This window comes from Rhodococcus sp. NPDC056960, assembly GCF_042674125.1.
Classification (GTDB): domain Bacteria; phylum Actinomycetota; class Actinomycetes; order Mycobacteriales; family Mycobacteriaceae; genus Rhodococcus_F.
In genome coordinates this window covers 40,440-64,325 of the sequence record NZ_JBHURF010000034.1, presented here as the reverse complement: position 1 = coordinate 64,325, position 23,886 = coordinate 40,440, and the positions used below count along the sequence as shown (strand labels likewise).

Genomic DNA, 23,886 nt, shown 5'->3' with positions numbered 1-23,886 from the left:
CTCAGCACTCGCGGGGTGGGAACCACGTGGTGAGGTGCGGTCACACGACGAGCTCGAGGTCGCTTCACGCGGCACCTCCCGGTCACGGGCCAGTTGGCCAGGCAGGTCGGCCACAGAGGCGCACCCTTCCCGCACTTCCACTGTTCCAACCGCGTCGACCTCCCGAGTAGGGCACAAGGTCACCACTGGCTCCGGTGCCGCTACTCCGCGCGTCACGATTGTGGCCGCGGGTTCGTCGTGCTTGGCTGGATACCCGGACGCCCGTGAGGAGCCGAGATGATGACCGAGTCGTTCTCTGGTGTCGTCGACCGAGAAATTCGCCACCCGATCCCGGACCGGGTTCGGCACGAGCTTCCGAAAGCGCCACGAGGTGTGTGGGATTCGACCGGTCACGCTGAGTCGAGGACGCGATGACCTGGGCGTTACCGGCGATCGCAGCGATGCTGCTCGCCTTCGCCGGGATCTCCCGGAAGGTTGCGGGAACCCCGCTCACGGCGCCGATCGTCTTCACCGCCGGCGGGCTCGCGCTGGGAGCCGATGCGCTGGGCCTGATCGATGTGGACGTGACGAGCGAGACGATCAAACTGCTCGCCGAGGTGACGCTCGCGCTGGTGCTCTTCGCCGATGCGTCGAGCGTCGACCTGTCCGCACTCCGTCCCGAGATCGCGGTTCCCGCCCGACTTCTCGGGTTCGGGCTGCCGCTGACCATAGCGGCGGGCTTCGGTGCCGCGGTATTGGTGTTCGGCGACTTCGGGTGGCCGGAGGCGTTGCTGCTCGCGGTGATCCTGGCGCCGACCGATGCGGCGCTCGGGCAGGCGGTCGTGACTCTGCCCGCGCTACCGACGCGGGTGCGGCAGGGCCTCAATGTCGAGAGCGGGCTCAACGACGGCATCTGCGTGCCACTGTTCCTCGTCGTCCTCGCGATCGCTGGCGCCGAATCGGGTGCGATCGGTGGCGGCGCCGCCGCGCGCCTGGTCGCCGAGCAGATCGGCTACGGCATCCTCGCCGGGGTGGGAGCCGGGTCGGTCGCGGCGGTGATCGTGGTCGTCGCCGGCAGGCGCAGTGCGATCGACCCGCTGTGGATGCAGATCGTCCCGGTCGCCGCCGCCGTGCTCGCCTACACGATTGCCGTCCCGATCGGCGGGTCCGGTTTCATCGCCGCGTTCGTCGGTGGCCTCGCGTTCGGTGCCATTCGCCGGCGGGCGGGGGGTGAGATCTCGCACCTGATCGAGGAGTCCGGTGATCTCTTCAACGCGGTGACCTTCATCGTCTTCGGCGCCGTGCTGCTCGGTCCCGCACTCGGTCATCTGTCGTGGCGGGTGCTCGTCTACGCGGCGCTCAGCCTGACCGTCGTTCGGATGGTGCCGGTGGCGCTGTCCCTCGTCGGTCTGCACGCCCGGCGGCCGACGATAGCGTTTCTCGGCTGGTTCGGGCCGCGCGGTCTCGCGACCATCGTCTTCGTGGTCCTGATCGTCGAGGAATCCGGCGAACTCCCGCACGAAGACGTGCTGCTGACGACCACGCTGGTCACCATCGGGGCCTCTGTTCTCGCTCACGGGCTGACCGCCGCGCCGCTCGCCGATCGTTACGCTGCCTGGTTCCGGGGACACCCCCGGCCGGAGACCCTCCACCTCGAAGCGCCCGAGGGGAGACCGCGCGAAGTCCACTCTCGCGACGAAAGAAGCTGATCCTGTTCAGACGGGCGGTCTGCGGGGTACTCCCGCGTCGGACACGATCGGCGCGACGTCGATCTCCGGCAACTATGGAGCGGGGCGAAAGAGTGATGAATCTGGTCAGCGGTACGGCACGGGTGGCGACCGGAGCGGGTGGGGCCGCGACAGCGACCCTCGGCGCGATCGGTGGGGCCGCGGTCGGCGGTCTGCTCGGCAGCATGAAAGGCGCGGCCGTGGGGGTTCAGGAGGGAGCCCGCCGCGGAAGTCACTCGACACCCGCAGCGGTGATGACCATCGGTGCGGTCGCGCTGAGCGGTGTGGTGCAGTGGCCGGTCGTGGCCGCTGTCGGCGGGACGGCGCTGGTGCTCGACCAGCTGAAGCCGGGTGCGCCGAAGCCCGAGACATCCGGCACCGAGAACGACGCATCGGCGACCAACTCCGGTTCCGAGACCAAGGCGATCGTGCCCGCTCCCGCCGCGAAGGTGGTGACGCGCCGCGCGCCGGCGAAGCGGTCGGCTTCGTCGGCGCCCTGACAGTCGGTCGGCGGGTGCTACCTGCCTCCTCCGCTAGCTCTGGGTGATGCTGCTCATGCCGAACAGGATCTGGTCGAGCACGGTGTCTTCGGCCCGACGGTCTTGCCGCTGGTCACGCTGACGGTCGTGCTGGCGCTGCTGCTGCATGTCGTTGTCGTGATCGAGCGGATTGTCGTGGGTGACTGCGGCAACGGGCTGCGCGGCGATCGGCAGTGCAGGTGCCGGTGTCGTGACGGCGCCGGCAGCGCCGACCGGGACGAGGCCCAGTGCGATGGTCGCGGCTGCGACGGCGGCCAGGCGCTTCCACGTGGAGGTGCTGGTGGCGAAGTGGGTGATCGGGTGGAGCTGGCGAGTGCTCATGGCGGTTATTTCCTAATCCGAGTGCCGCGGGCCCAGCGTCTGCGGCTACATGAACGGTGTCCGCGAGGGCCGGAATCGTTACACCTGCCGAGCCATGACGAAATGTGATGTGCGTCACTTCACTGGAGGGCTTCGGTGGTCCGTCGGGGTGTTGTCACCGCCGCGGATGAATGTCAGTGTATGTAACTGTCATTAATATATAGACCGGAGAGTCTCGCGGCATGACGATCGCTGCTCGCTCCCGCGTGGAGTTCTTCCGGACGCAACCCGAGAGCGGGTCGTAAAGCGGGGGCGATGCACTCGTGCCCCATTCAGTTCCTCGGGTTCATCCCGGTCACGGTGAACGCCTGGCATACCCTGTTCCATCTGCTCACCGGCTTGGCCGGGCTCGTGCTCGCGACCCGCCGTTTGCGCGCAGTGACCTATCTGCGGCTGTGCGGGCCGTTCTACCTGATCGTTGCCGCACTCGGTTTCACCGGCGGCTATCACGTGCTGGACATGATGGCCGTCGACGCCTTCGGCAACGTCGTCCACACCATCGAGGGCGTCGTGATGCTCACCGCGGGCGCACTCGCCACTCTCGTGCCGGCACCCTCGTCGGCGGCGCATGCGTAGTCCGTCGCCGGAATTCCGGGGCTCGGAACAGCCTGCGCCGTAGACTGACCGCCGGACGAGGAGGATTCCATTGCTGGTCTTCGGCGAGCCGTACGAGGCGGGTAACGGCACGGTCATCATCACTGTGTCGCGGAGCGGCTGGGGTCGTCGTCCGGAATGCGCGGTCGGCATTTTCACCGTCAGCGCCGAGACTGCGACATGGACGCCGGCGGTCGATGTCAGTCGGCATGCGCTGATCGGGGTGTGTACTGGTTTCGCGGCGGCGGTGATCGGCACCGTCGCGGTTCTGCGGCGGCCGCCGTGGCCGGAGATGACCGAGCGGGTCATGATCGCGCTGGCGGAGGCGCGTGCGAGAGGTCCACGCGACCAGGGCTGAACGGCCGGGTTGATCGGACGGTCGTCCGCGTGCAGAGTGGCTCGGTGTGACGACGGGTACCGGCATGTGCGCTCGGAGTTACATGTAAATCGTCACGGCGCGGATCGTTCAGGCGCCCGAGACTCGCTTCTGTACCGTGAGTGAATTGCCGCACCCCGAGGTCAGGAGAGCACGCTGATGAAGGACTTCACCGCCTGGATCGCACGCGAGAACGAGGGAGCCATCGGCCTCTCGCCGGAGACCGTCGACGAATCGTTCCTGCCTCAGGGCGAGGTCACGATCCAGGTCGAGTACTCGAGCGTGAACTTCAAGGACGCGCTGGCGCTCACGCCGAAGGGCGGGGTCGTGCGCGAGTACCCCATCGTCCCCGGGATCGATGTCGCGGGCACCGTCGTCGAGTCGCAGTCGCCGGATTTCGCGGTCGGTGACAAGGTCGTCGCCCACGGCTACGACATCGGAACCGCCCGTCACGGCGGGTACGCGGAGTTCGCCCGCGTCCCGGCCGACTGGGTGGTGAAACTCGACGGCATGTCCACCCGCACCGCCGCCGCGATCGGGACCGCCGGTTTCACGGCGGCGATGAGCGTGGAGGCGCTGCAGTCCCGCGGAGTCGCGCCGGGCAACGGTCCGGTGCTCGTGACCGGTGCGAGCGGTGGGGTCGGCACCGTCGCCGTCGACCTGCTGTCGGCGGCCGGGTTCGAGGTGGTCGCGTCGAGCGGGAAGCCGGAAAAGGCGGACCTGCTCACCGAACTCGGTGCGAGCAAGGTCATCGGGCGCCTCCCCGAGCCGGACACGAAACCGCGACCGCTCGGCAAGGCGCAGTGGGCCGCCGCGGTCGACTGTGTCGGCGGCGCCACCCTCGCGCACGTGCTGAGCACCATCGAATACGGCGGTGCCGTGGCGGCGAGTGGACTGACCGGCGGACCGAAGTTGGAGACCACGGTCCTGCCGTTCATCCTTCGTGGGGTCAGCCTGCTCGGGATCGACTCCGTGCAGTACCCCATCGAGCAGCGGCGCCGTCTGTGGGGCCGGCTCGCGTCCGACCTAGCGCCCAGCCGCCTCGAGTCGATCACGCACGAGGTCCCGATCGCCGACGTCGTGTCCGTGATCGACCAGGTGCGGGCCGGGACCTACTCGGGTCGTGCGCTGACGCGCCTGTGAGTACTTATTAACGTCGGGCGGTTAATAAGTACTCACGGGCGCCGAAGGCGCATGACCCAGGCACGAGTATCCGCAGGATCGATCACGTCGTCGAGTTCGAAGATCGTCGCCGCGTTGAGCGCCTTCCCGTGCTGGTAGGCAGCGTCGACGAGTTCGGCGAACGCTGCATCGCGTTCGGCCGGATCGTCGAGCGCCTCGAGTTCCTTCCGGAACCCGAGGCGCACCGCGCCTTCGAGCCCCATAGCCCCGATCTCCCCGGTCGGCCACGCGACCGTGAACTCGGATGCGTGGAAGGACCCGCCCGCCATGGCCATCGCGCCGAGGCCGTAGCCCTTGCGCAGGATGACGGTTCCGTAGGGGACCGTCATCCGTGCGCCCGCGACGAACAGCCTGCCGAACCGGCGGACCGTGGCCTCCTTCTCCGAGTCGGGACCGACCATGAATCCCGGTGTGTCGCACAGTGAGACGACGGGCAGCCCGAACGACTCGCACAGCTCCAGGAACTGCGCCATCTTGTCGGCCGCGACGGCGTCGATCGCGCCGCCGAGGTGGTGACTGCTGTTCGCGACGAGACCGAACGGCGCCCCCTCCACCCGGATCAATGCGGTGACGATGCCGACGCCGTGGTCGCGGCGTAGTTCGAGGACCGAGCCGACGTCGGCGATGGCGTCGACCGCACTGCGAACGTCATAGGCGCGCAACCGGTTCTCCGGAACGACGTGGCGGGACAGTCTGTCGTCGGGGGCCTCCCACTCGGCGAGCGGCCCCTGGAAATACGACAGGTACTTCTTCGCCAGTTCGACGGCGTGCGCCTCGTCCCGGGCGAGGAGATCGATGACGCCGTTGCGCCGCTGCACGTCGACGGGACCGATGTCCTCCGGCCGGTACACACCCAGTCCGCCGCCCTCCACCATCGCCGGGCCGCCCATGCCGATGTTGGCATCGGGGGTGGCGATGAGGACGTCGCAGACACCGGCCAGGGCGGCGTTGCCGGCGAAGCAGCGGCCGGAGACGATCGACACCAGCGGGACCTTGCCGTTGAGCGCCGCCAGCGACCGGAACGTGTTCAGGTCCAGGCCTGCCGCCGGTCCGGCGTCGGTGTCGCCGGGGCGTCCGCCGCCGCCCTCGGCGAACAGGACGACCGGAACCTGCTTGCGGCCGGCGAGTTCGATCACCCGGTCCGTCTTCGCGTGGTTGCGCATGCCCTGGGTTCCCGCGAGCACCGTGTAGTCGTACGACAGCACCACCGTCTGGGAATCACGTGGACCGAACACGTCCCCGTTGACGGTGGCGAGTCCGGCGACGAGACCGTCCGCCGGGGTGTTCTCGATCAGGTCCTGCTCGGAGCGGCGGCTGCGCTGCGCGGCGAGAACCAGGGGTCCGTATTCGACGAAGCTGCCGGGATCGACCAGATCGGCGATGTTCGCGCGCGCACTGCGCCGGCCGAGCTTCGTGCGTTTCGCGATCGCGGCGGGCCGGGCGGCGTCGAGAGTGTATTCGTGCCGCTGCCGGATCTCCGCCAGATCCGCGCGCTCACGATCCAGATCGATCGCGCTGTCGGCGACGTCGCCGGCCTCCGACCCGGAGCGGCGGATCACGACCAGCGGATCGCCGGCGTTGACGGTCTGCCCGGGCGACACCAGATTCCGCTCGACCACTGCGCCCGCCGGGGCCGCGATCACGTGCTGCATCTTCATGGCCTCGAGCACCATGAGCTGGGCACCGGACTCCACGCCGGTGCCCTCGGTGGCCGTCTCGACGACGGTCCCCGCCAGGTGCGCGCGCAGCACGTCCTCGCCGGCCCGCAACTCGAGCGTCTCCGACGCCACCTCCGCAGGCTGGTGCGCGTGCGCGTGCGCGGCGTCGACGAGCGCGCCCATCCGCTCGGCGAGATGGTCGGTGCCGACGACACCGTCGGTGAAGCCGGGATCGGTCAGAATCGCCCGCAGGAAACCGATGTTGGTGGGAACCCCCTCGACGACGAACTCGGCGAGCGCCGCGTCCGCCTTGCGCGCGGCGGCCGTGAACGACTGTCCGCGCGAGTGGACGATCACCTTCGCGAGCAGCGAGTCGTACCGCGGGCTCGGCGACAGTCCCGGCCGACCATAGGTGTCCACCCGCACCCCCGGACCGGTCGGCGGGGAGAACACGGACAGGGTGCCCGCGGCCGGGACGGCCTGACCGTCGGGGCGCATCGTCTCCATGTTGACCCGGGCCTGGATCGCGATCCCGCGGGCGGCAGCGGGAGCGCCGGACGTCTCGAGTCCGGTGGCGCCGACCCCGTCCGGCAGCGACAGGTCGTCGAAGTCCGTTCCCCGGGCGATGTCGATCTGCACGGCGACGAGGTCCACTCCCGTCACCTCCTCGGTGACCGTGTGTTCCACCTGGATTCGGGGATTCACCTCCAGGAAGACGAAACCGTCGGCGGAGACCAGGAATTCGACGGTGGCGAGGCCCCGGTATCCGACACCGGCGCACAGCCGGGCGGCGGCCTCGTGCAGTTCGCTGCGCAGGCCGGGGTCGAGCCCTTGCGCGGGTGCAATCTCGACCAGTTTCTGGTGACGGCGCTGCACGCTGCAGTCGCGGTCGCCGACGGCCAGGGCCCGCGTCGTGCCCGACTGCGGCGCCGCCACCACCTGCACCTCGATGTGCCGGGCGCCGTCGAGGAGTTCCTCGGCGAACAGCGCGGGGTTGCCGAACCCGAGCGTGGCCTCGGATGCGCACAGCCGGTACGCCTCGTCCACCTGATCCGCGCTGCGGACGGCTCGGATGCCGCGGCCGCCGCCGCCCGCGAGGGCCTTGATCATGATGCCGGCCGGGTGGTCCGCGAAGAACGCGCGGACGCCGTCGACGTCGGTGGGACCGTTCGTGGCCGCGAGCACCGGCACCTTCGCGGCGACGGCGGCCTCGCGGGCCGACGACTTGTCGCCGAAGATGTCGAGCACCTCGGGGCTCGGACCCACGAAGGCCAGCCCGGCCTCCGCGCACGCCCGGGCGAAATCGGCGTTCTCGCTGAGGAATCCATATCCGGGATGCACGGCGGTGGCCCCGAACTCGGCGGCCGCGGCGAGCATGGCGCGAGGATCCAGGTACGCGGACGGGCCCGAACCGGTGAGCGCGACCGCCTCGGTCGCCGCGCGCACGTGCGGACTGTCCGCGTCGTCCTCCGCATAGACGGCGATGGTGTCGATCGACATCTCCTCGGCGGTGCGGATGATGCGGAGCGCGATCTCGCCGCGATTGGCGACCAGCAGGGTCACTTGTACTCCTCGGCCAGGGCGAACAGGTCGGCCTTGCGGACCTTCCCCGTCGCCGTCATGGGTAGGGCGTCGAGCACCTCGACGGTGGGAACCTTGTAGGTGGCCATGTTCCGGGCCGCCCATTCCCGCAGTTCGTCTCCCGACACCCGGCGGTCGGGCAGGAGCTGGACGAAGGCGAACGGCACCTGGCCCCTGCCCGGATCGGGCTTCGGGACCACCGCCGCCGCCTGAATGTCGGGATGCAGCAGGAGCAGCGCCTCGACCTCGGACGGGAACACGCTCATCCCGTTGGTCTTGATCATCTCCTTGTTGCGGGCCAGATAATGCAGTGCACCTTTGCTGTTCAGCTTGCCGACGTCGCCGGTGTGGAGCCAGCCGTCGCGGAGTGCGTCGGCGGTGGCGTCGGGCTTGCCGTAGTAGCCGGTGAGCAGCGACGGACTGCGGACGATGATCTGCCCGGGTTGCCCCACCGGCACGGGCGCCCCGGCCTCGTCGACGATCAGCACGTCGGTCCCCGGAACCGGCAGACCGCAGAACACGGGTTCGCTGAGCAGGTCTTCGTCGTCGGTCTGGAAACCGAGGGTGATGGTGTCGGCGGTGTGCGTCTCGGTCATTCCGTAGCTGGCCTCGCGCAGCACGTGTCCGGTGGCGTCGCGCCAGCGGCGGCGGATCGCCGGGTCGAGTTTGAGCACGAATGACACGGCCATCGCGTTGTCCAGGGTGGAGAAGTCGCGGCGGGTGAAACCGGGCAGATCCATCAGTTCCACATAGTTGTCCACCGTCCCCACCATCGATGTCACACCACGACTTTCGACGAGCGTCGCCGCGGCCTCCGGGTCCCAGCGGGTGAGGAGTACGACGGTGCCGCCGTTGATCAGCGGATACAGGATGCCGAAGTCCTCGCCGGCGATCCAGAAGATCGGCAGGAACCCGAGGACGATCGGGGGCGCCTCGCCCACCTGCCTGCCGCCGGCCAGTGTCGCGGTGGCGGCGGTGTAGACCATGTGCGCCTGCGTGTGTGCGCAGCCCTTCGGCATCCCGGTGGTGCCGCCGGTGTAGTTCAGCGCCGCCAGCGCATCGGGATCCATCGGAATCGGCTCGGCGCGAGGAGATTCCATGATCTGTGCCCAGTCGGTGGTCGTGGCCGCGGGAGGGAACGGCGGCGGGACACTGGGGTCGGCCGGCAGCAGGTCCGACAGGGCGGTGACCGCGACGTGCCGCAACGCCGTCTGCTCGCGCACGGATTCGACCATGGCCGCGAAGGAGTCCTGGGTCAGCAGGATCTCTACGCCGGCGTCGCCGAGTTCGTACACGAGTTCGTGCTCCCGGAACAACGGGTTGATCGGGACGTGCACCGCGCCGATCTTGAGGATCCCCAGCATGGCGATGTGGAACTGCGGACAGTTGGCCAGGTGGACGCCGACGCGGTCGCCGGCCGACGCGCCCCGCTGACGGAGCCAGCCGGCGAAGCGATCCGACAACTCGTCGAGCTCGGCGTAGGTGATGTCGCGGCCGTAGAAGTCGATCGCGACGGTGCGGGGTCGTTCCGTCGCCCAGTGCCGCAGATAGTCGATGACGGTGCGGCCTTCGATCGGGTACTCGACGGTCCGAGGAACCTGCGGTGGCCATGCGGCGTCCTGCAGTCGTCGTATCTCGGCGAGGGCCGAGTCCAGTACGGTGGGGACGCTCGAAGGCGAAGTGGGCATACCGAACTCCCGATTCTGTGCGGATTGTTCCGGCTAGGCGAAGCCGATGAGTCTTTCGGAGATGGCCGTGAGGTCGGCGGTGTAGCGGCGCTGTTCCCGGGCGGTCGCGTCGACCAGCCGCGCCGCGCCCGCGAGCTGGGCGTCGGCCAGGGTCTGCGCGATCCGGGCCGGCGGCGCGCACGGCGTGACGTCGCAGGTGTCGTTGATGCGCTCGATGAACCGGGTGTAGCGGCGGATGAGCCGGGTCTGCACGGTGGTCCAGCTTCGGCCGACCTCGGGGTCGAGCCGGGCGCGATGCCTGATCAGTTCGAGGACGCGCCCGTTGGCGTACACCGCCTCGACGAAGGCTTTCGTGGTGGTGCGCAGCACCTCTCGCAGGTCTTCGGTTGCCGGTCCCTCCACGTGCTGGGACGCGAGGAACTCCTCGCAGACGTCGGCGGCGACGGCGTGGAACACCTCCTCCTTCGACGAGAAGTAGGCGTAGAACGTCGCCCGCGACACCTCGGCCTCGGTGGTGATCACCTCGACCGTGGTCCGGTCGTACCCGAGTTCGGCGAAGCAGGTATTCGCGGCGCGGAGCAGTTCGCGGCGGCGGGGGCCGTCGTTGTTCTTGCGCGCTGACCGCGCCCGTTCCTGCGCCTCGCTTGTGGTCACGGTCACAGTATGTGTTGATGTTGACGTTAATGTCAATGCACGGTGTTCGCCCGCCCGGGGTGGAGGGGGAGCGCACTGTGGCGGCGCACGAGAAGAACGGGGAGCCAGCGTGTCTCGGAGTCTTCGGCGAGAGAGAAGTGGTCGGTGCACGCGAGCGGTGCGGTGGTGGCAGCGAGCGCCTCCATGCGGGCGAGGGCCGATCCGACGCAGAAGTGGACGCCCTTGCCGAACGCTAGGTGGGAGCGGATGTGCGGCCGGTCGAGCACGATGTCGTCCGGATTCTCGAACGCGGCCGGATCCCGGTTGGCCGAGCCCCACAGCAGAAGCAGGTGGCTCGCCGCCGGCAGGTCGACGCCGCCGAGGGTGGTGTCGGTGACCACGTGACGGTGATGCCCCCGGAACGGGGATTCGAGACGCAGCGCCTCGTCGAGGAACGCGTCGACGATCCCGCCGAGCATCTCCGTGCTGTCGTAGGCCCAGCGGAGTAACCGCGGCACGTCCTGCCCGGGAAGGCCGATGAGATGCGCAACCACCGTCAGGGGCAGCCGGTCGGCCATCCGGACGCCCAGTCGATCGGCCCGTCGCGCACACCCTCTTCCCACCGGGCGTCGACGAGCGAATGCACGGTGGGGGTCAGCGCACGGACGCGGCGTCCGAGTGTGGGCAGGACGAGCCGGCGATGGTGCAGATGAGTCGGGTCGTCGGCGGTGGCCAGCACGTGCGCGGCCCGACCGCCACCGTCCGTGTCGAAGGTCGTGGGCGGTCCCGACTGCTGCTGCACCAGCACGCCGGTGAGGTGCGAGGAGAAGTCGTCGGTGCGGTTCGCGGCCTCGGTCACCAGGTCCCACGTGGACACCAGGAAGAAGTCGGTGCCGTCGACGCGATCGACGGGGGAGTGCTCGCGGAGAGTCCGGTAGAGCTCGTTCGGCTCGTCGAGGTGGGCTGGATCGAAGATGCCGATCCCCTGGATCGGCGAGTGGGTCATCGAGCGCTCCTTGTCACTCACCCGCATCGCGCCCGACGAGGAGGCCGCGGGATGGACCGTGCGGGTCGTCCTGGCGTCGTCGACCTGGCCGTTGCCCGACGCGGCCGCCGAGCGCCGCGCCGTCGAACGGTTCGTGGAGCCGGTGTTCAGGAGTCGCGGGTAGCCGATCGGACGGGCTCGAGGACGAAGAGCCGGAATTCGCGTCCGCCGGACCGCCGGTGCTCCATGACGTAACCGGGCCAGTAGTCGACGACGAACTTCCAGAGGTTGTCGCGCTCCTCGCCGGTGACCATCCGGACGCTCATCCGGGACTCGTGTGCCCCGGCCTTGACGGTGGCTTCGGCTGCGGCGCGAAGATTCGCCGACCAGGCCGGGTGCTCGCGGCGTCCCCAGTTGGAACCGGTGACGATGTACCCGTCGCCGTGCGGGATGCACAGCAGGGCCGTCGTCCGCGGGGTGCCGCTCTTGCGGCCCGGGACCGTCACCTGCACGGACTGGAGTCCGGCGATGCCGATGAGGCTGACCCGGTTCCCGGTCCACGCTCGCAGGTGCGATTCCAGCCAGATGATGACCGGCGCCATCCGCATCACCCACTCGCGGGTGCCGAGCCAGCGCGCGAGAAGGCGAAGGGGGTTGCGGAGCCGCCGCGATCGGGGAGGTGTCATGGGCGCAGCGTTCATGGTGGTCATCTTTCCTCAGGTCGCGGATCGGGGCCGACCGCGATGAGTTTTCCGCTCCCCTCGGGTCTACCTGTTCAGGTCTCGCCGAAAAGACCTCGATTTCACGCCTTGACCCGAATAATGGTTGAGGTTGCAGGATCGGTCAGTAGCACTGCGAAGTCCACTAGACAGGGAGCAACGAACATGTCCAGCACCGGAATCACGACCTCTGCAACCTCGACCTCCCGCTTCAATCCGGCGACACTCGAACTGAGCCGGCCGTGGGCGGTCGCCGCGACCGTCCTCGGCGCGCTCGTCCCGAACCTGGTCATCTGGCTGCTCGGGCTCGCCGCCGGCGGGTCGTTCGAGATGACGGATGCCGGCACGACCAGCAGTGTCGCCCCCGGAGGCGTCGTCATCCTGACGGTGGTTCCGACGTTGATCGGGATGACACTGGCCGCGCTCATCTCACTCAAATGGGTGGCCGTCATCCGGCCTGCCGAAGTGATCGGCGCGCTGTTGCCGCTGGCGACGATCGCGCTCACCGTGCGAGCGGACTTCGACACCGCCAGCACCATCGCCCTGGCCGCCATGCACGTGGTGATCGCCGTGGTGATCGTCATCGGCCTCGAAGCGATGCGGCGGCCGCTGGTCCGCGTCTAGGGCGTGCTGTTCACCGGCACGTGCGCCTCGATGGTGAGTGCGATGTGCTCGACGATCCGCTTCTGCGAGATCTTCGGGCTGCCGGTGAGCCAACGCTGATAGAGAAAGGCGATGGCCCCGAACAGGGCGATCGCATTGAGCTGGGTGTTGACGGCGTCGCGGGGTGCGTCGTCGGCACCCAGCATTTTCAATGCCGCGGAGATCGGGGTGGTGAACTCGGAAACCAGCTGTTCGCCGCGCTGAGCCAGTTCCGGCACGGACTGCGACTCGACGAACATGATGCGTCCACGCCGCCGGTCCTGCGCGATGTACCCGGTGAACGCTTTCACGACGTGGCGGACGAGTTCACCGGGATCTGACGGCGCCGCGTCGAGCGCGCCGAGCAGGGTGTCCCGCGCGCCCAGCACGACGTGGTCGAGGAGTGCGACGAGCAGCGCCTCCCGGTTGTCGAAACTCTCGTAGAAGTAGCGCTCCGTGAGGCCGGCCTGACGGCAGGTCGCCCGCATCGTCGTCGCTGCCGTTCCCTCGGTCCCCATGATCTGCAGGCCGGCCTCGATCAGTGCCGCACGCCTCGCCGCGCGGCGGTCGTCCGGTTGCCGGCCACGCCAGGTGCGGGGCGCACCACGAGTCTTCTCGCTGTCGGTCATCCGCCCATCGTCGCACTGAATCCGACACGGCTCGGGGAGCCGTCTCGGACCCACTGTTGACATCGTGTGATGTCAACAGTCATCCTGAATGCAACACGTTCCCGATCGAACCGCATCAGGAGATCGCCATGACCACCACCGAGATTCCGTCCCAACGCCATTCGGCTCTGCCGCCACTCGGGCCGGACTCGCTGACGTGGCACCGCTTCGGCGACTGGCGCACCGCGCTGCTCATCTCGTGGTCGGGCACGCTGCAGGTGATGCATCCCGTCATCGACACCGCCCTCGTGCAGCACTCGGCGGTCTTCGACAACGAGGTCGCCCGGCTGGCTCGTTCCGCGGGGCCCATCATCCGGGCGCTCTACGACCCGACCGGCGCCGAGGCCCGGATGATCCGGGACATGCACAGGGACATCAAGGGCACGACGGACGAGGGCCGCCGGTACCACGCGCTGAACCCGGGCCCGTACTTCTGGGCACACGCCACGTTCCTGGCCACCCAGTACGTGGTCGCCGAGTACTTCGGTGAACCGCTGAGCCAGGCCGAGAAGGAGCAGCTGTATCAGGAGTCGAAGCAGTGGTACGCGCTCTACGGGGTGTCGGCAGGCAACCTGCCCGAGACGTACGCCGATTTCGTCGACTACTGGAACGGCATGGTCGGCACCGTCCTCGAGAAGACCGAGACGGTGCGCCGGTCGCGGTTGCTGCGTGGGCTGCCGACGCCGCCACCCCACGACCGCATCCCCGCGGTGGTGTGGCGGGTCGTCGGCCCCGGGCTCGGGCGGTTGCTCGTGTGGATCGCCCGCGGAACACTGCCGCCCGTCGCCCGCGACACGCTCGGCTGGGAGTGGTCCGCGGCCGACGAGCGCAGGCTCCGCCGATTCGGTGCGGCCGTGCGGATCGGCTTCCGGCTCCTTCCCGAGCGGTGGCGACTCACGCCGATCGCCCGAAAAGCCTGCGAGGGAACGCTGTAGGGTTTCGCTGCGGTTACAGCGAGCGCCCGATGAGCACCTTCATGATCTCGTTGGTGCCGCCGTAGATCTTCTGCACCCGTGCCGCCGCGTACATCTGGGCGATGGGGTATTCCATCATGTAGCCGTAGCCACCGAAGATCTGCAGGCAGCGGTCGATGATCTCGACCTGCTTGTCGGTGCCCCACAGCTTCGCCATCGACGCGGTCGCCGCATCGAGTTTGCCGTCGAGATACTGCTGGATGCAGTGGTCCATCAGCGTCTTGCCGGCGAGCACGTCGGTCTTGCATTCGGCGAGAACGAACTGCGTGTTCTGGAAGTCGAGGACCGGCTTGCCGAACACCTGCCGCTGTTTGGCGAACTTGATCGTTTCGATGACCGCGGCCTCGGCCATCGCGACACCCCCGATGCCGATGATGAGGCGCTCGCGGGCCAGTTGGTCCATGAGCTGATAGAAGCCCTGACCTTCCACCCCGCCGAGAAGATTCTCGACCGGAACCCGCATGTCGGTGAAGGACAGTTCGCGGGTGTCCTGCCCGTGCTGGCCGATCTTGTGCAGCACCCGGCCACGCTCGAAGCCGTCGAGCCCGTCGGTTTCGGCGGCGAGCAGGGAGATGCCCTTGGCGCCGAGGGCGGGATCGGTCTTGGCGACGATCACGAGCAGGTCGCAGTGGGTTGCGTTGGAGATGAACGTCTTCGAGCCGTTGACGACGTAGTGGTCACCGTCGCGGACCGCGGTGGTGCGCACCGCCTGCAGATCGGAACCGGTGCCGGGTTCGGTCATGGCGATGCCGACGACCATCTCACCGCTCGCCATCTTCGGGACCCACCGCTTCTTCTGCTCGTCGGTGGCATAGGCCGAGATGTAGTGAGCGACGATCGTGGAGTGCACGTTGAAACCGAACGCGGTGTCGTGGGCGAGGGCGAGTTCCTGCTGAACGACGGCCTCGTGACCGAAATTGCCTCCGCCGCCGCCGTATTCTTCGGGCAGGCCGAGGCACAGCAGGCCCGCGCTGCCGGCCTTCGTCCAGAATTCGCGGTCGACGTGGTGTTGCTCGGCCCATCTCTCCTGGTGGGGTGTGGCCTCCCGGTGGAAGAACTCGGCGGCATGCTTGCGCAGCAGCGCCTGGTCGTCGGTCTCCCAGGGGGAGCGGTACTCGGGGAACAGTTCACTCATGATCTGGTCTACTTTCCGGTGAATTCGGGTGCACGCTTGGCGAGGAATGCGGCCTGGCCTTCGTGACTGTCGGCGGATCGGATGGACACGTCGAAGTTGCGTTTCTCGTGGTCGAGACCCTGCGACAGGGTCGTTTCGAACACACGCAGTGCGGCGTCCTTGGCCAGCGCCACGGCGAGCGGCGAATTGTTCGCGATGCGCCCGGCCATGGCGACCGCGTGGGCGAGGGCTTCGCCGTCGGGGACGACGTCGGCGACCATGCCGGCGACGGAGGCCCGCTGCGCGGACACGACATCGCCGGTCAGCAGCATCGCCAGGGCCGTGGACTTGCCGACTGCGCGGATGAGTCGCTGAGTGCCGCCACCGCCGGGGATCACCCCGAGTTTCACCTCGGGGACTCCGAATCTCGCGGATTCCCCGGCGATCACGATGTCGCATGCCAGCGCGAGTTCGCAACCGCCGCCGAGTGCCAGACCCTCCACGGCCGCGAGAACGGGCTTGGGGTAGGTGCCCAGATCGGCCCAGAGGGTGCCGCCCAGGGCCGGCCGGGCACCGAGTAGGGGCTGCGCGCGCAGCGCATCGAAGGCCGTGATGTCGGCGCCGGCGCAGAACACTCCCTCGGTGCCGGTGAGGACGACGGCGCGCACGGTGTCGTCGCCGCGCAGGTGTGCGAGTTCGGTGTTCAGTGCGGTGAGGAGTTCCTCGTTCAGGCTGTTCTTCGCGGCCGGCCGGCACAATTCGAGGATCGCCACTGCACCCTGGCGGGATGTCCGCAGGACCTGGTGATTCATCGCTTCTCCGTGTAGAGGTCGGCGTGCCGGGATCGCAGGACCTTCTTGTCGAGCTTGCCGACGCTCGTGCGCGGGAGGGCGTCGACGAAGAGCACCGTGTCGGGGAACTGCCACTTGGCGAACGTGCCGTCGAGCACGCCGTGGATTTCGGTGATGTCGACTTCGGTTCCGTCGACGGTGACGACGAGCGCAAGGGGACGTTCCTGCCATTTCGGGTGGGGGACCCCGACGACGGCGGCCTCCTTGATCTTCGGGTGCCCGACGAGCGCGTTTTCCATGTCGATCGAGGAGATCCATTCCCCGCCGCTCTTGACGACGTCCTTGAGTCGGTCGGTGAGCTTGAGGTAGCCGTTGGTATCGATCCGGCCGACGTCGCCGCTGCGCCAGTAGCCACCGGAGAACTTGTCGGCGTCGTCGTCGAGCTTGTGGTAGCGCTCGATGATCCACGGCCCCCGCAACAGGACTTCGCCCTGGCTGGTGCCGTCGTGCGGCAGGTCGTTGCCCTCGGCGTCGACGATGCGAATGTCGATGCCGTTGACCGGCATTCCCTGCGAGCGTTTGAGGTCCCACTTCTGCTCGTCGGTGATTCTGCCGCGCAGCGAGGGCTTGAGCGGTCCGTTGATCGCGACGAGCGGGGTGGTTTCGGTGGCGCCGTAGGCGTGGATGATGTCGGCGCCGGTGATCTCGTAGAAGTCGCGCATCAGCGACAGCGCCGGTTCGGTCGCGCCGGACAGCAGGCGGGTCCGGGAGAAGTCGGGGGCGACGTCCAGGGTCTTGATGTAGTCCATCATCGGCTGGAAGATCGCGGGCGCCCCGTTGGCGACGGTGACCTGCTCGGTGATCATCGCGTCCACCAGTACCGAGGTGTCCTCCGCGACGTAGCGGCCGGGCAGGACGACCTTCGCGGCGCTGTAGACCGCGGCCTGGGGCAGACCCCAGCTCTGTCCGTGGAACATGGGGGTGATGAGCATGACGGCGTCGTCGCTGCGCATCCCCAGCCCGGCGGCCTGGGCGAGCGTGTGCAGATAGATGCCGCGGTGCGAGTAGTAGATCCCCTTCGGGCGCCCGGTGGTGTAACACGCACTGTACGTCGAGGTTTCGTCGATGACGGGCCAGTCGATCTCCGAGTCGGCGGTTGCCAGGAGGTCCTCCCAGTGCACGACGCCGGGCAGGGAGGTGGCGATCTCCGACAGCGGTTTGTCGGTCATCACGATCCACGTCTTCACACCCGGCGCGTACGGTGCCAGGGCCTCGGCGACGGGCAGCAGCGATTCGTCGACCAGCACCACGGAGGCGTCGCTGTGGCCGGTGACGTAACCGAGGTCCTCGGGGGCCAGTCGCAGGTTCATCTGCAGCATCGCGGCGGCGAGACCGGGGATGGCCCAGTACAGCTCGAAGTGGCGCTTGCTGTTCCAGTCGAGGATGCCGACCACATCGGCCGGTCCGACGCCGATCGAACGCAAGGCGTTGGCGCTGCAAATGATCCGCGCGTACGCGTCGGCGTAGGTGTAGCGGTCCCAGCCGCCGTCGGCGGTGCGGTAGACGATCTCCTGCTCGGGGTAGGTGCGGGCGGAGTGCCTGATCAGGGTGGTGGTGTTGAGCTGGTAGTGATCGCCGTGCGTGGACGGCAGGCCCTGAACGATCTCGGTGGTCACGATGGCAGCCCTTTCAGAGTCGTTCGATGATGGTGGTGTTGGCGGTGCCGTGGGCCTCGCAGATGGTCTGCAACCCCACGCGGGTGTCGGAGCGTTCGAGCTCGCACAGCAGGTCGGTGAGCATCCGGGCCCCGGTGGACCCGAGCGGGTGCCCGATGGCGATGGATCCGCCGTTGACATTGAGCTTGCCGTCGGCGATGCCGAATTCCTGCGCGAACATCAGCGGCACGCCCGCGAACGCCTCATTGACCTCGAAGCGGTCTACGTCGTCGACGGACAAGCCGCTGCGCTGCAGTGCCTTACGGGTCGCGTCGAGCACCGCGGTGAACTGGATGATCGGGTCGGCCGCCGCGACGGACAGCGCCCGGAACCGGGCCCGCGGGATCAGACCGTGCCGCTCGGCGAAGTCGCTGTCGGCGATGAGCAGCGCCGCGGCGCCGTCGCTGAGCTGCGAAGAATTCGCGGCTGTGGTGCGACCGTCGGCTGCGAACGCCGCCTTCAGCGACCCGATCTTCGCCGGGTCGACATGCTCGCGGATGCCCTCGTCCGTCGTGATCGTCTCGCCCGACGGGGAGTGTGGATCGGCCGTGATCGGGACCAGTTGGTCGTGGAACCGGCCGTCGCGGGTGGCGGCGAGGGCGCGCTCGTGGCTGCGGATGCCGAACGCGTCGAGTGCTTCGCGGCCGATGCCGAACTTCTCGTTCATCAGCTCGGACGACGGGCCCTGGGCCATGAGTCCGCCGTCGTAGCGGGCGAGTTCGAGGGGCCCGTACTGGGGGCCCAGCGGCGCACCCGGCTGGAACGCCGACGGCATGCTGACCTGCGACATCGATTCGACACCGCACGCGATTGCCAGATCGTAGGTGCCGGCGACGACGCCCTGGGCCGCGAAGGTGACGGCCTGCTGACCGGAGCCGCACTGCCGGTCGACGGTGACCGCCGGTACGGACTCGGGTAGGCCGGCGGACAGCACGGCGTGGCGTCCGATGTTCGACGACTGCTGATCGTGCTGCAGCACGCATCCGGCGATGACGTCGTCGATCAGCATCGGGTCGATGCCGGTGCGGTCGACGAGGTGACGCAGCGTGTGGCCGAGCAGGTCGGCCGGGTGCCACGCGCTGAGGACACCGCCGCGTTTCCCGACGGGGGTGCGCACCGCACCGACGATGACTGCTTCACGACCGGTCATGATTGCCTTTCTCGAGCTGTGGTGGGGGCGGCCCCGACAAGGGGTTTCGGGGCCAGGACCGCGTTGAGGGGAATGTCGGCCTTCTGTGCGAGGGCTTCCCAGTGCGAGGTGGGGCGCTCGGCGAAGACGCGCGCGAGGTGCTCGTGCGTCGGCTCGACGCCGAGGCTTTCCTTCACGCGGGCGGCGAAGTGCGGTTCGAGTGCCCCGAGCGCGACGTGGCTGTCGGCGCAGGCGTAGATCCCGTAGGTGGCGACGGCGCCGCCGAGCGGGGCGCCCGGTCCCATGAGCCCGTGCCGCACGGCGGCGCCCGCGTCGGCGGCGGCCTCGTCGAGGACCACCCGGCGGTGCCCTGCGGAGCCGGTTCCTGCGCGGTCGAGCAGGGCCAGCGCCGCCGCGGTCACCACCCGTTCGGCGCCGATCATGTCGGCGACCGGGACGGTCGGCATCGCCGGGGGCGTCAGGGTTCCGTGCACGGCCTGGTAGTTCAGGTCGTGGCCGGGCGACTCCGCCTGCGCTCCGTCGTACCCGACGATCTCGATGTGCCCGAGCCGCGGGAACGTGGTGGTGACCTCGGCCAGACCCAGGCGATGCAGCGCGGACGGACGCATCGCGGTGATCAGCAGATCCGCCGTGGCCAACAGGACGTCGAGCCGGGACCGGCCGGCCGGATCCTTCAGATCCAGGACGGTGACCTCCTGGCCGGCGGTGAGGTGCGCATACCACCCGGGAGTCACCGCTTGCAGCGGGTCCCCGGTGGGGGATTCGACCTTGGTGACGCGCGCCCCCTGGTCGTGCAGGCGTGCGGCGGCCAGGGGGCCCGGGAGGTTGATGGCGAGGGAGACGACATGGATGCCGTCGAGGGGGCGAGTCATTCGATCCCTTTCGAAAAGGTGCTATACGACTGTATAGCGGATTGTATGGTCGTATAGCAAGGGTCGGATGGATATGATTCCGCGAGAAACGAGGAAACAGATGGAGCCAGGACACACACCGCCGATGAATCCGAACGATCTGACCGGTAAGGCGCGCATCCGCAACACCGCACTCGACCTCTACGCAGCCCACGGTGAAGACGGCACGTCGATGCGGGCAATCGCGAAGGCGGCGGGCGTCACCGTCGGCCTCCTGGTCCACCACTTCGGGACGAAGGACGGCATACGCGACGCCGTCGACGACCTCGTCGTCGACTACTTCGCGCAAGCGATCGCGCAGGTTCCCCACCAGGGCACGCCCCAGGCGATCGCGGTGGCCCGCAATGCGGCGGTGAGCGAGATGCTCGCGTCGCACCCCGAGGTCGTGAACTACATGCGCCGGGCACTGCTCGAACCCGGCGGCCACCGAAGCCCGCTGCTCGAGAAACTCACCACCCTCACCCACCAGGAGATCGCGGCGTTGCGCGACGCGGGTGTCGCGTCCAAGGGCCGGCAGGAATCCAGTCAGGTCATCGAGCTGATGGTCCGGCAGGTGGGGCAGCTGTTCCTGCAGCCGATGGTCGATGCCATGTGGGAACACTTCAACGGGCCGGATGCCGACGACAAAGACAAGCCCGTGCTCGCCGTCGGCATCCGGGAAGGCGACCGGCACCGGTCCTGATCGGCGATGGTGGGGCAGTTCCTCGTGCCGGCCCGGCCCGTACTGTGAGCCTCGATGAAATTCGGACTGACCCACCTGATCGACCCGCGTCTACTGCCTCTCGTCGACGAATCCCGCGCGTTCTACGCCCAGCGCGTGGCCGGCCGGGGTCCCGGCAGCTGGGAGGAATTGCGCGCAGTGCGAGCCGATGCCGTCGGCCCCGCCCAGTCGAACCCGCCGGCTGTCGAAGAGGTCGCCGTCATCGAGGGTCGTCGAGTCCCGCTGCGAATTCACACCCCCACGGGCGGAACGGCGACGGGTGTCGTCATGGAGATCCACGGCGGCGGCTTCTACATGGGATCGGCCGCCGGCAGCGACGTCCGCAACCGCCGACTCGCGAACGCACTCGGCGTTGCCGTCGTGAGCGTCGACTACCGGCTCGCGCCCGAACACCCGTGGCCGGCCGCACCCGATGACTGCGAAACCGCGGCGCTCTGGCTCGCCGAGCACGCCGAGGACCGCTTCGGAACGACGAAGATCTCCATCAGCGGCTTCTCGGCCGGCGCCACGCTCGCCATGACCACGCTTCTGCGCCTGCGCGATCGGGGGGTCGCCGCCGTCGATTCCGCTGTGCTGCAGTTCGGAACGTACGACCTCAGCACTCGGACACCGGCCGGACGCCTGATCGCCGCCGAGTACTTTCTCGACGCCTACGCGGGCACGGCGTCGGACCGCACTCATCCCGACTTTTCCCCGATCTATGCCGACCTCGCCGGCCTGCCTCCGGTCCTGATGGTGGTCGGAGACACCGACATCCTGCTGCAGGACAACCTCGCCATGGCCGCACGACTGTCGGCATCCGGTGTCGACGTCGATCTCCGCATCTACCCGGAGTCGCCCCACGGATTCACCGCCCACCCGACCCCGATGGCACGGGCGGCGCTCGACGACATCGAGTCGTGGCTCAACGGCCGGCCGAACCCCCTGCCCGCGAAAGGCCTCTCATGACCGTTCCCACCCTCAGCACAGGCGCCGGGAAGATCTCCGGTGCCCGCACCGACGGGGGTGCCCGCTTCCTCGGAGTGCCGTATGCCGCCGCTCCTGCGGGCGACCTACGCTTCGCACCCCCGCAACCCGCCGAGCGGTGGGAAGGCACCCGGGACGCCACCGAGTACGGTGCCACCGCACCGCAACCGGGATTGCACCCCGCCCATTCGCATCTGGCGCCCCTGACCGGGCCCGGATGGGTCGTCGGCGACGGCCACTACCTCAACCTCAACGTCTGGACGCCCGACCCCGGCACCAGTGGGCTGCCGGTGATGGTCTACCTCCACGGCGGTGGGTTCATGATCGGCTCGAGTAGTGCCCCCGCCTTCGACGGGGCCGCGTTCGCCCGCGACGGCGTCATCCTGGTCACCGTCAACTACCGACTCGGCGCGGAGGGCTTTCTCGCCCCGTCCGGTGGAAGCACGAACGTCGGGCTGCGCGACCAGATCGCAGCACTGCGGTGGGTCCAAGACAACATCGCGGGATTCGGCGGGAACCCCGACAACGTCACCGTCTTCGGAGAATCCGCCGGCGGCACCTCGGTCGCGTTCCTGCTGCACTCCCCGAAAGCCTCCGGCCTGTTCCGACGAGCCATCGTCCAGAGCGGGCACGACGAGATGGCGCGCCCGCTCGCGCTCACCGAGAAGCTCACGCAGGCACTCGCCCGGCGGCTCGCGATTCCCGCCACGGCAGAGGCGTTCCGGGCGATGCCGGAATCCGCGATGTTCCGGGCCCAGGCAGCCCTGCTCAGAACCGAGCCCCGCCCGGACCTGCGCGACGATAACGGTGTCGACCAGGGACACCGCCGCGCGCTGTTCCTCCCCACCACCGGCGACGACGTCCTGCCCGCCCCGATCGGAGTCCCGAGCACACACTCCCCGGACATCGCCCTGCTGATCGGCACCACACGCGAGGAAGCGAACCTCGGTCTCGGTGCCGAGGAGTTCGCCGGCTTCGACGCGCACCGTGCCGTCGCCGAGCTCGCTGCTACGTATCCCGGCGCCGAGGCGCTCCTCGACCGTCACGGTCTCCGCGACCCCGAGGTCACCGCCGCGGACGCCCTCACCTCCGCCTACACGGACCTGCTGTTCCGGTCGCCGAGCCGGCGCACCGCGCTGCGCCACCCGGGCACCAGCTACGTCTACGAATTCGCGTGGCAGGCACCCCACCACGGCGCCGCACACGGCCTCGACGTCCCCTTCGTCTTCGACACCACCGACGCCTGCCGCGGTCTCATCGGCGACGCCGCACCGGACACCCTCACCGACGCGATGCACAAGACCTGGATCGACTTCGCAACCCACGGCACTCCGGGCTGGCCCAGCTACGGCGACAGCAGGGAAGCCATGATGTTCGATGCCGATCCGCACCTTGGTGAGGACACCGCCCCCATCGACACCGGCGCCGAGAACCTCCCGAACACCGAACGTTCCACGGACGCCTAGCACCCGAATCCGTCTCTGGAGCTGTGACGAATGCGCGAGCACGGTTACGGTGACGGCGACACCGCGACACACACTGCTGGGAGGGTCATGGCTTCCGCCTCGACAGGAATAGCCGGCGCTTCGCCGCCGATGGCGCGACTCTGGGATCGCGGCGAGGTGATCGGCGCGGCGGTGCTGGCGCTTGCGGGGATCGCCTGGTTCGGCTGGGCCCAGGAGAACCCGCCGGCATCGTGGACCCCGTATCTGGTTGCCGGTCAGGTGATCTCGGCGGTCCTCCTGATCGCGCTGGTGATGGTGCTGGTGGTGCGCAGGCTGACGACTACCGGCTCGGCGATGGCGGACCCTCGGGTCCGCCGCCGCTACTGGGGCACGGTGGCGGTGGAGGTCGCGCTGATCGTGGGCGGCAACCTGCTCCTCGCCGCGGTCGGACATCAGGCCTACGACGCGGCCTGGACGCTGTTCGTCGTCGGTGTCCACTTCGTTCCGCTGGGCAAGGTATTTCACGCTCGGGCCCTTGCTCGTGCCGGTGTCGCGGTCGCGGTTGCGGCCGTTGCCGCCGCCGGTCTCGGGCTTGCCACCGACCTGGCGCCCAGCGCGGCGGCCGGTGCCTGTGGCGGGGTCGTGTTCATCGGTTACGCCGGCTGGGTGCTCGGCCGTGGACGCCGACCCGTTCGGAAAGCTGACGCTCGGACCACGGCGCCCGGAACCGCACACCGATAGGCCGTGCGCCATCGAGGCGATCGATGC

The 23,886-nt window shown here is 68.8% G+C and carries 23 protein-coding genes and 1 pseudogene; 12 read left to right on the top strand and 12 right to left on the bottom strand.

What is annotated here, in order from left to right; all coding sequences use genetic code 11:
- Window positions 1–410: 410 nt before the first annotated feature.
- Entirely contained in the window at window positions 411–1,688 is a 1,278-nt protein-coding gene (locus ACFTWF_RS38085) for a cation:proton antiporter (protein ID WP_378466243.1), read from the top strand.
- Window positions 1,689–1,783: 95 nt separating this feature from the next.
- The gene (locus ACFTWF_RS38080; protein ID WP_378466242.1) at window positions 1,784–2,206 is read left to right on the top strand and encodes a hypothetical protein; all 423 of its coding nucleotides are present in this window, start codon (window positions 1,784–1,786) and stop codon (window positions 2,204–2,206) included.
- 33 nt (window positions 2,207–2,239) lie between these two features.
- Here the strand turns inward: ACFTWF_RS38080 and ACFTWF_RS38075 are convergent, their stop codons facing one another.
- The gene (locus tag ACFTWF_RS38075) at window positions 2,240–2,566 is read right to left on the bottom strand and encodes a hypothetical protein (protein WP_378466241.1); all 327 of its coding nucleotides are present in this window, start codon (window positions 2,564–2,566) and stop codon (window positions 2,240–2,242) included.
- Window positions 2,567–2,860: 294 nt separating this feature from the next.
- Between ACFTWF_RS38075 and ACFTWF_RS38070 the strand changes: the two genes are divergently transcribed.
- From ACFTWF_RS38070 to ACFTWF_RS38060, 3 genes are all read left to right on the top strand, one after another.
- Complete coding sequence (locus tag ACFTWF_RS38070) at window positions 2,861–3,181, top strand: DUF4383 domain-containing protein (protein WP_378466240.1); 321 nt, start codon at window positions 2,861–2,863, stop codon at window positions 3,179–3,181.
- A gap of 70 nt (window positions 3,182–3,251) precedes the next feature.
- Window positions 3,252–3,557 (top strand): hypothetical protein, encoded by a 306-nt coding sequence (locus ACFTWF_RS38065; RefSeq protein ID WP_378466239.1) that lies wholly within the window; start codon window positions 3,252–3,254, stop codon window positions 3,555–3,557.
- Between the two features lie 177 nt (window positions 3,558–3,734).
- Window positions 3,735–4,718, top strand: coding sequence for an MDR family oxidoreductase (locus ACFTWF_RS38060; protein ID WP_378466238.1), 984 nt, complete (start codon window positions 3,735–3,737; stop codon window positions 4,716–4,718).
- Between the two features lie 32 nt (window positions 4,719–4,750).
- Here the strand turns inward: ACFTWF_RS38060 and ACFTWF_RS38055 are convergent, their stop codons facing one another.
- The 4 genes and pseudogenes from ACFTWF_RS38055 to ACFTWF_RS38040 all read right to left on the bottom strand — a co-directional run bounded on the left by ACFTWF_RS38055 (window position 4,751) and on the right by ACFTWF_RS38040 (window position 11,323).
- Window positions 4,751–7,978, bottom strand: a complete 3,228-nt coding sequence (locus ACFTWF_RS38055) for a carboxyl transferase domain-containing protein (RefSeq protein ID WP_378466237.1) — start codon at window positions 7,976–7,978, stop codon at window positions 4,751–4,753.
- On the bottom strand, window positions 7,975–9,684 hold the full coding sequence (locus ACFTWF_RS38050) for an AMP-binding protein (protein ID WP_378466236.1): 1,710 nt from the start codon (window positions 9,682–9,684) through the stop codon (window positions 7,975–7,977). The genes ACFTWF_RS38055 and ACFTWF_RS38050 overlap by 4 nt, the downstream gene beginning before the upstream one ends.
- A gap of 33 nt (window positions 9,685–9,717) precedes the next feature.
- The gene (locus tag ACFTWF_RS38045) at window positions 9,718–10,344 is read right to left on the bottom strand and encodes a TetR/AcrR family transcriptional regulator (protein WP_378466235.1); all 627 of its coding nucleotides are present in this window, start codon (window positions 10,342–10,344) and stop codon (window positions 9,718–9,720) included.
- 26 nt (window positions 10,345–10,370) lie between these two features.
- A pseudogene (locus ACFTWF_RS38040) lies at window positions 10,371–11,323 on the bottom strand (cytochrome P450).
- Window positions 11,324–11,333: 10 nt separating this feature from the next.
- Between ACFTWF_RS38040 and ACFTWF_RS38035 the strand changes: the two are divergent.
- Window positions 11,334–11,486 carry a hypothetical protein gene (locus ACFTWF_RS38035; RefSeq protein ID WP_378466234.1) on the top strand — a complete coding sequence of 51 codons (153 nt, stop codon included), beginning with the start codon at window positions 11,334–11,336 and terminating at the stop codon, window positions 11,484–11,486.
- On the opposite strand, the gene ACFTWF_RS38030 is transcribed toward ACFTWF_RS38035, so the two are convergent.
- Entirely contained in the window at window positions 11,470–12,003 is a 534-nt protein-coding gene (locus ACFTWF_RS38030; protein WP_378466282.1) for a nitroreductase family deazaflavin-dependent oxidoreductase, read from the bottom strand. The genes ACFTWF_RS38035 and ACFTWF_RS38030 overlap by 17 nt on opposite strands.
- Window positions 12,004–12,186: 183 nt before the next feature.
- On the opposite strand from ACFTWF_RS38030, the gene ACFTWF_RS38025 reads away from it, so the two are divergent.
- Window positions 12,187–12,645 carry a DUF6069 family protein gene (locus ACFTWF_RS38025; protein ID WP_378466233.1) on the top strand — a complete coding sequence of 153 codons (459 nt, stop codon included), beginning with the start codon at window positions 12,187–12,189 and terminating at the stop codon, window positions 12,643–12,645.
- On the opposite strand, the gene ACFTWF_RS38020 is transcribed toward ACFTWF_RS38025, so the two are convergent.
- On the bottom strand, window positions 12,642–13,292 hold the full coding sequence (locus ACFTWF_RS38020) for a TetR/AcrR family transcriptional regulator (protein ID WP_378466232.1): 651 nt from the start codon (window positions 13,290–13,292) through the stop codon (window positions 12,642–12,644). The genes ACFTWF_RS38025 and ACFTWF_RS38020 overlap by 4 nt on opposite strands.
- A 128-nt stretch (window positions 13,293–13,420) precedes the next feature.
- Here ACFTWF_RS38020 and ACFTWF_RS38015 point away from each other — a divergent pair, with 128 nt between their 5' ends.
- Window positions 13,421–14,266, top strand: a complete 846-nt coding sequence (locus tag ACFTWF_RS38015) for an oxygenase MpaB family protein (RefSeq protein WP_378466231.1) — start codon at window positions 13,421–13,423, stop codon at window positions 14,264–14,266.
- 13 nt (window positions 14,267–14,279) lie between these two features.
- Here the strand turns inward: ACFTWF_RS38015 and ACFTWF_RS38010 are convergent, their stop codons facing one another.
- The 5 genes from ACFTWF_RS38010 to ACFTWF_RS37990 are packed head-to-tail and all read right to left on the bottom strand — an operon-like array spanning window position 14,280 to window position 19,947.
- On the bottom strand, window positions 14,280–15,440 hold the full coding sequence (locus tag ACFTWF_RS38010) for an acyl-CoA dehydrogenase family protein (RefSeq protein ID WP_378466230.1): 1,161 nt from the start codon (window positions 15,438–15,440) through the stop codon (window positions 14,280–14,282).
- A gap of 8 nt (window positions 15,441–15,448) precedes the next feature.
- Complete coding sequence (locus tag ACFTWF_RS38005) at window positions 15,449–16,231, bottom strand: enoyl-CoA hydratase/isomerase family protein (protein ID WP_378466229.1); 783 nt, start codon at window positions 16,229–16,231, stop codon at window positions 15,449–15,451.
- Window positions 16,228–17,886, bottom strand: coding sequence for a long-chain-fatty-acid--CoA ligase (locus ACFTWF_RS38000; RefSeq protein ID WP_378466228.1), 1,659 nt, complete (start codon window positions 17,884–17,886; stop codon window positions 16,228–16,230). The genes ACFTWF_RS38005 and ACFTWF_RS38000 overlap by 4 nt, the downstream gene beginning before the upstream one ends.
- Before the next feature lie 13 nt (window positions 17,887–17,899).
- Window positions 17,900–19,075, bottom strand: a complete 1,176-nt coding sequence (locus ACFTWF_RS37995) for a thiolase family protein (RefSeq protein WP_378466227.1) — start codon at window positions 19,073–19,075, stop codon at window positions 17,900–17,902.
- Window positions 19,072–19,947 (bottom strand): CoA transferase, encoded by an 876-nt coding sequence (locus tag ACFTWF_RS37990; RefSeq protein ID WP_378466226.1) that lies wholly within the window; start codon window positions 19,945–19,947, stop codon window positions 19,072–19,074. The genes ACFTWF_RS37995 and ACFTWF_RS37990 overlap by 4 nt, the downstream gene beginning before the upstream one ends.
- 124 nt (window positions 19,948–20,071) lie before the next feature.
- Between ACFTWF_RS37990 and ACFTWF_RS37985 the strand changes: the two genes are divergently transcribed.
- From ACFTWF_RS37985 to ACFTWF_RS37970, 4 genes are all read left to right on the top strand, one after another.
- Window positions 20,072–20,668, top strand: coding sequence for a TetR/AcrR family transcriptional regulator (locus ACFTWF_RS37985; protein ID WP_378466225.1), 597 nt, complete (start codon window positions 20,072–20,074; stop codon window positions 20,666–20,668).
- 54 nt (window positions 20,669–20,722) lie between these two features.
- Window positions 20,723–21,655, top strand: a complete 933-nt coding sequence (locus tag ACFTWF_RS37980) for an alpha/beta hydrolase (protein WP_378466224.1) — start codon at window positions 20,723–20,725, stop codon at window positions 21,653–21,655.
- Window positions 21,652–23,139 (top strand): carboxylesterase/lipase family protein, encoded by a 1,488-nt coding sequence (locus ACFTWF_RS37975; RefSeq protein ID WP_378466223.1) that lies wholly within the window; start codon window positions 21,652–21,654, stop codon window positions 23,137–23,139. The genes ACFTWF_RS37980 and ACFTWF_RS37975 overlap by 4 nt, the downstream gene beginning before the upstream one ends.
- A gap of 87 nt (window positions 23,140–23,226) precedes the next feature.
- Window positions 23,227–23,859 (top strand): hypothetical protein, encoded by a 633-nt coding sequence (locus ACFTWF_RS37970; protein ID WP_378466222.1) that lies wholly within the window; start codon window positions 23,227–23,229, stop codon window positions 23,857–23,859.
- Window positions 23,860–23,886: the final 27 nt, after the last annotated feature.

Coding starts and splice junctions, on each gene's coding strand:
- ACFTWF_RS38085 (WP_378466243.1), top strand. CDS start 411: ATGACCTGGGCGTTACCGGCGATCGCAGCGATGCTGCTCGCCTTCGCC.
- ACFTWF_RS38080 (WP_378466242.1), top strand. CDS start 1,784: ATGAATCTGGTCAGCGGTACGGCACGGGTGGCGACCGGAGCGGGTGGG.
- ACFTWF_RS38075 (WP_378466241.1), bottom strand. CDS start 2,566: ATGAGCACTCGCCAGCTCCACCCGATCACCCACTTCGCCACCAGCACC.
- ACFTWF_RS38070 (WP_378466240.1), top strand. CDS start 2,861: ATGCACTCGTGCCCCATTCAGTTCCTCGGGTTCATCCCGGTCACGGTG.
- ACFTWF_RS38060 (WP_378466238.1), top strand. CDS start 3,735: ATGAAGGACTTCACCGCCTGGATCGCACGCGAGAACGAGGGAGCCATC.
- ACFTWF_RS38050 (WP_378466236.1), bottom strand. CDS start 9,684: ATGCCCACTTCGCCTTCGAGCGTCCCCACCGTACTGGACTCGGCCCTC.
- ACFTWF_RS38030 (WP_378466282.1), bottom strand. CDS start 12,003: ATGAACGCTGCGCCCATGACACCTCCCCGATCGCGGCGGCTCCGCAAC.
- ACFTWF_RS38025 (WP_378466233.1), top strand. CDS start 12,187: ATGTCCAGCACCGGAATCACGACCTCTGCAACCTCGACCTCCCGCTTC.
- ACFTWF_RS38020 (WP_378466232.1), bottom strand. CDS start 13,292: ATGACCGACAGCGAGAAGACTCGTGGTGCGCCCCGCACCTGGCGTGGC.
- ACFTWF_RS38015 (WP_378466231.1), top strand. CDS start 13,421: ATGACCACCACCGAGATTCCGTCCCAACGCCATTCGGCTCTGCCGCCA.
- ACFTWF_RS38010 (WP_378466230.1), bottom strand. CDS start 15,440: ATGAGTGAACTGTTCCCCGAGTACCGCTCCCCCTGGGAGACCGACGAC.
- ACFTWF_RS38005 (WP_378466229.1), bottom strand. CDS start 16,231: ATGAATCACCAGGTCCTGCGGACATCCCGCCAGGGTGCAGTGGCGATC.
- ACFTWF_RS37995 (WP_378466227.1), bottom strand. CDS start 19,075: ATGACCGGTCGTGAAGCAGTCATCGTCGGTGCGGTGCGCACCCCCGTC.
- ACFTWF_RS37990 (WP_378466226.1), bottom strand. CDS start 19,947: ATGACTCGCCCCCTCGACGGCATCCATGTCGTCTCCCTCGCCATCAAC.
- ACFTWF_RS37985 (WP_378466225.1), top strand. CDS start 20,072: ATGAATCCGAACGATCTGACCGGTAAGGCGCGCATCCGCAACACCGCA.
- ACFTWF_RS37980 (WP_378466224.1), top strand. CDS start 20,723: ATGAAATTCGGACTGACCCACCTGATCGACCCGCGTCTACTGCCTCTC.
- ACFTWF_RS37975 (WP_378466223.1), top strand. CDS start 21,652: ATGACCGTTCCCACCCTCAGCACAGGCGCCGGGAAGATCTCCGGTGCC.
- ACFTWF_RS37970 (WP_378466222.1), top strand. CDS start 23,227: ATGGCTTCCGCCTCGACAGGAATAGCCGGCGCTTCGCCGCCGATGGCG.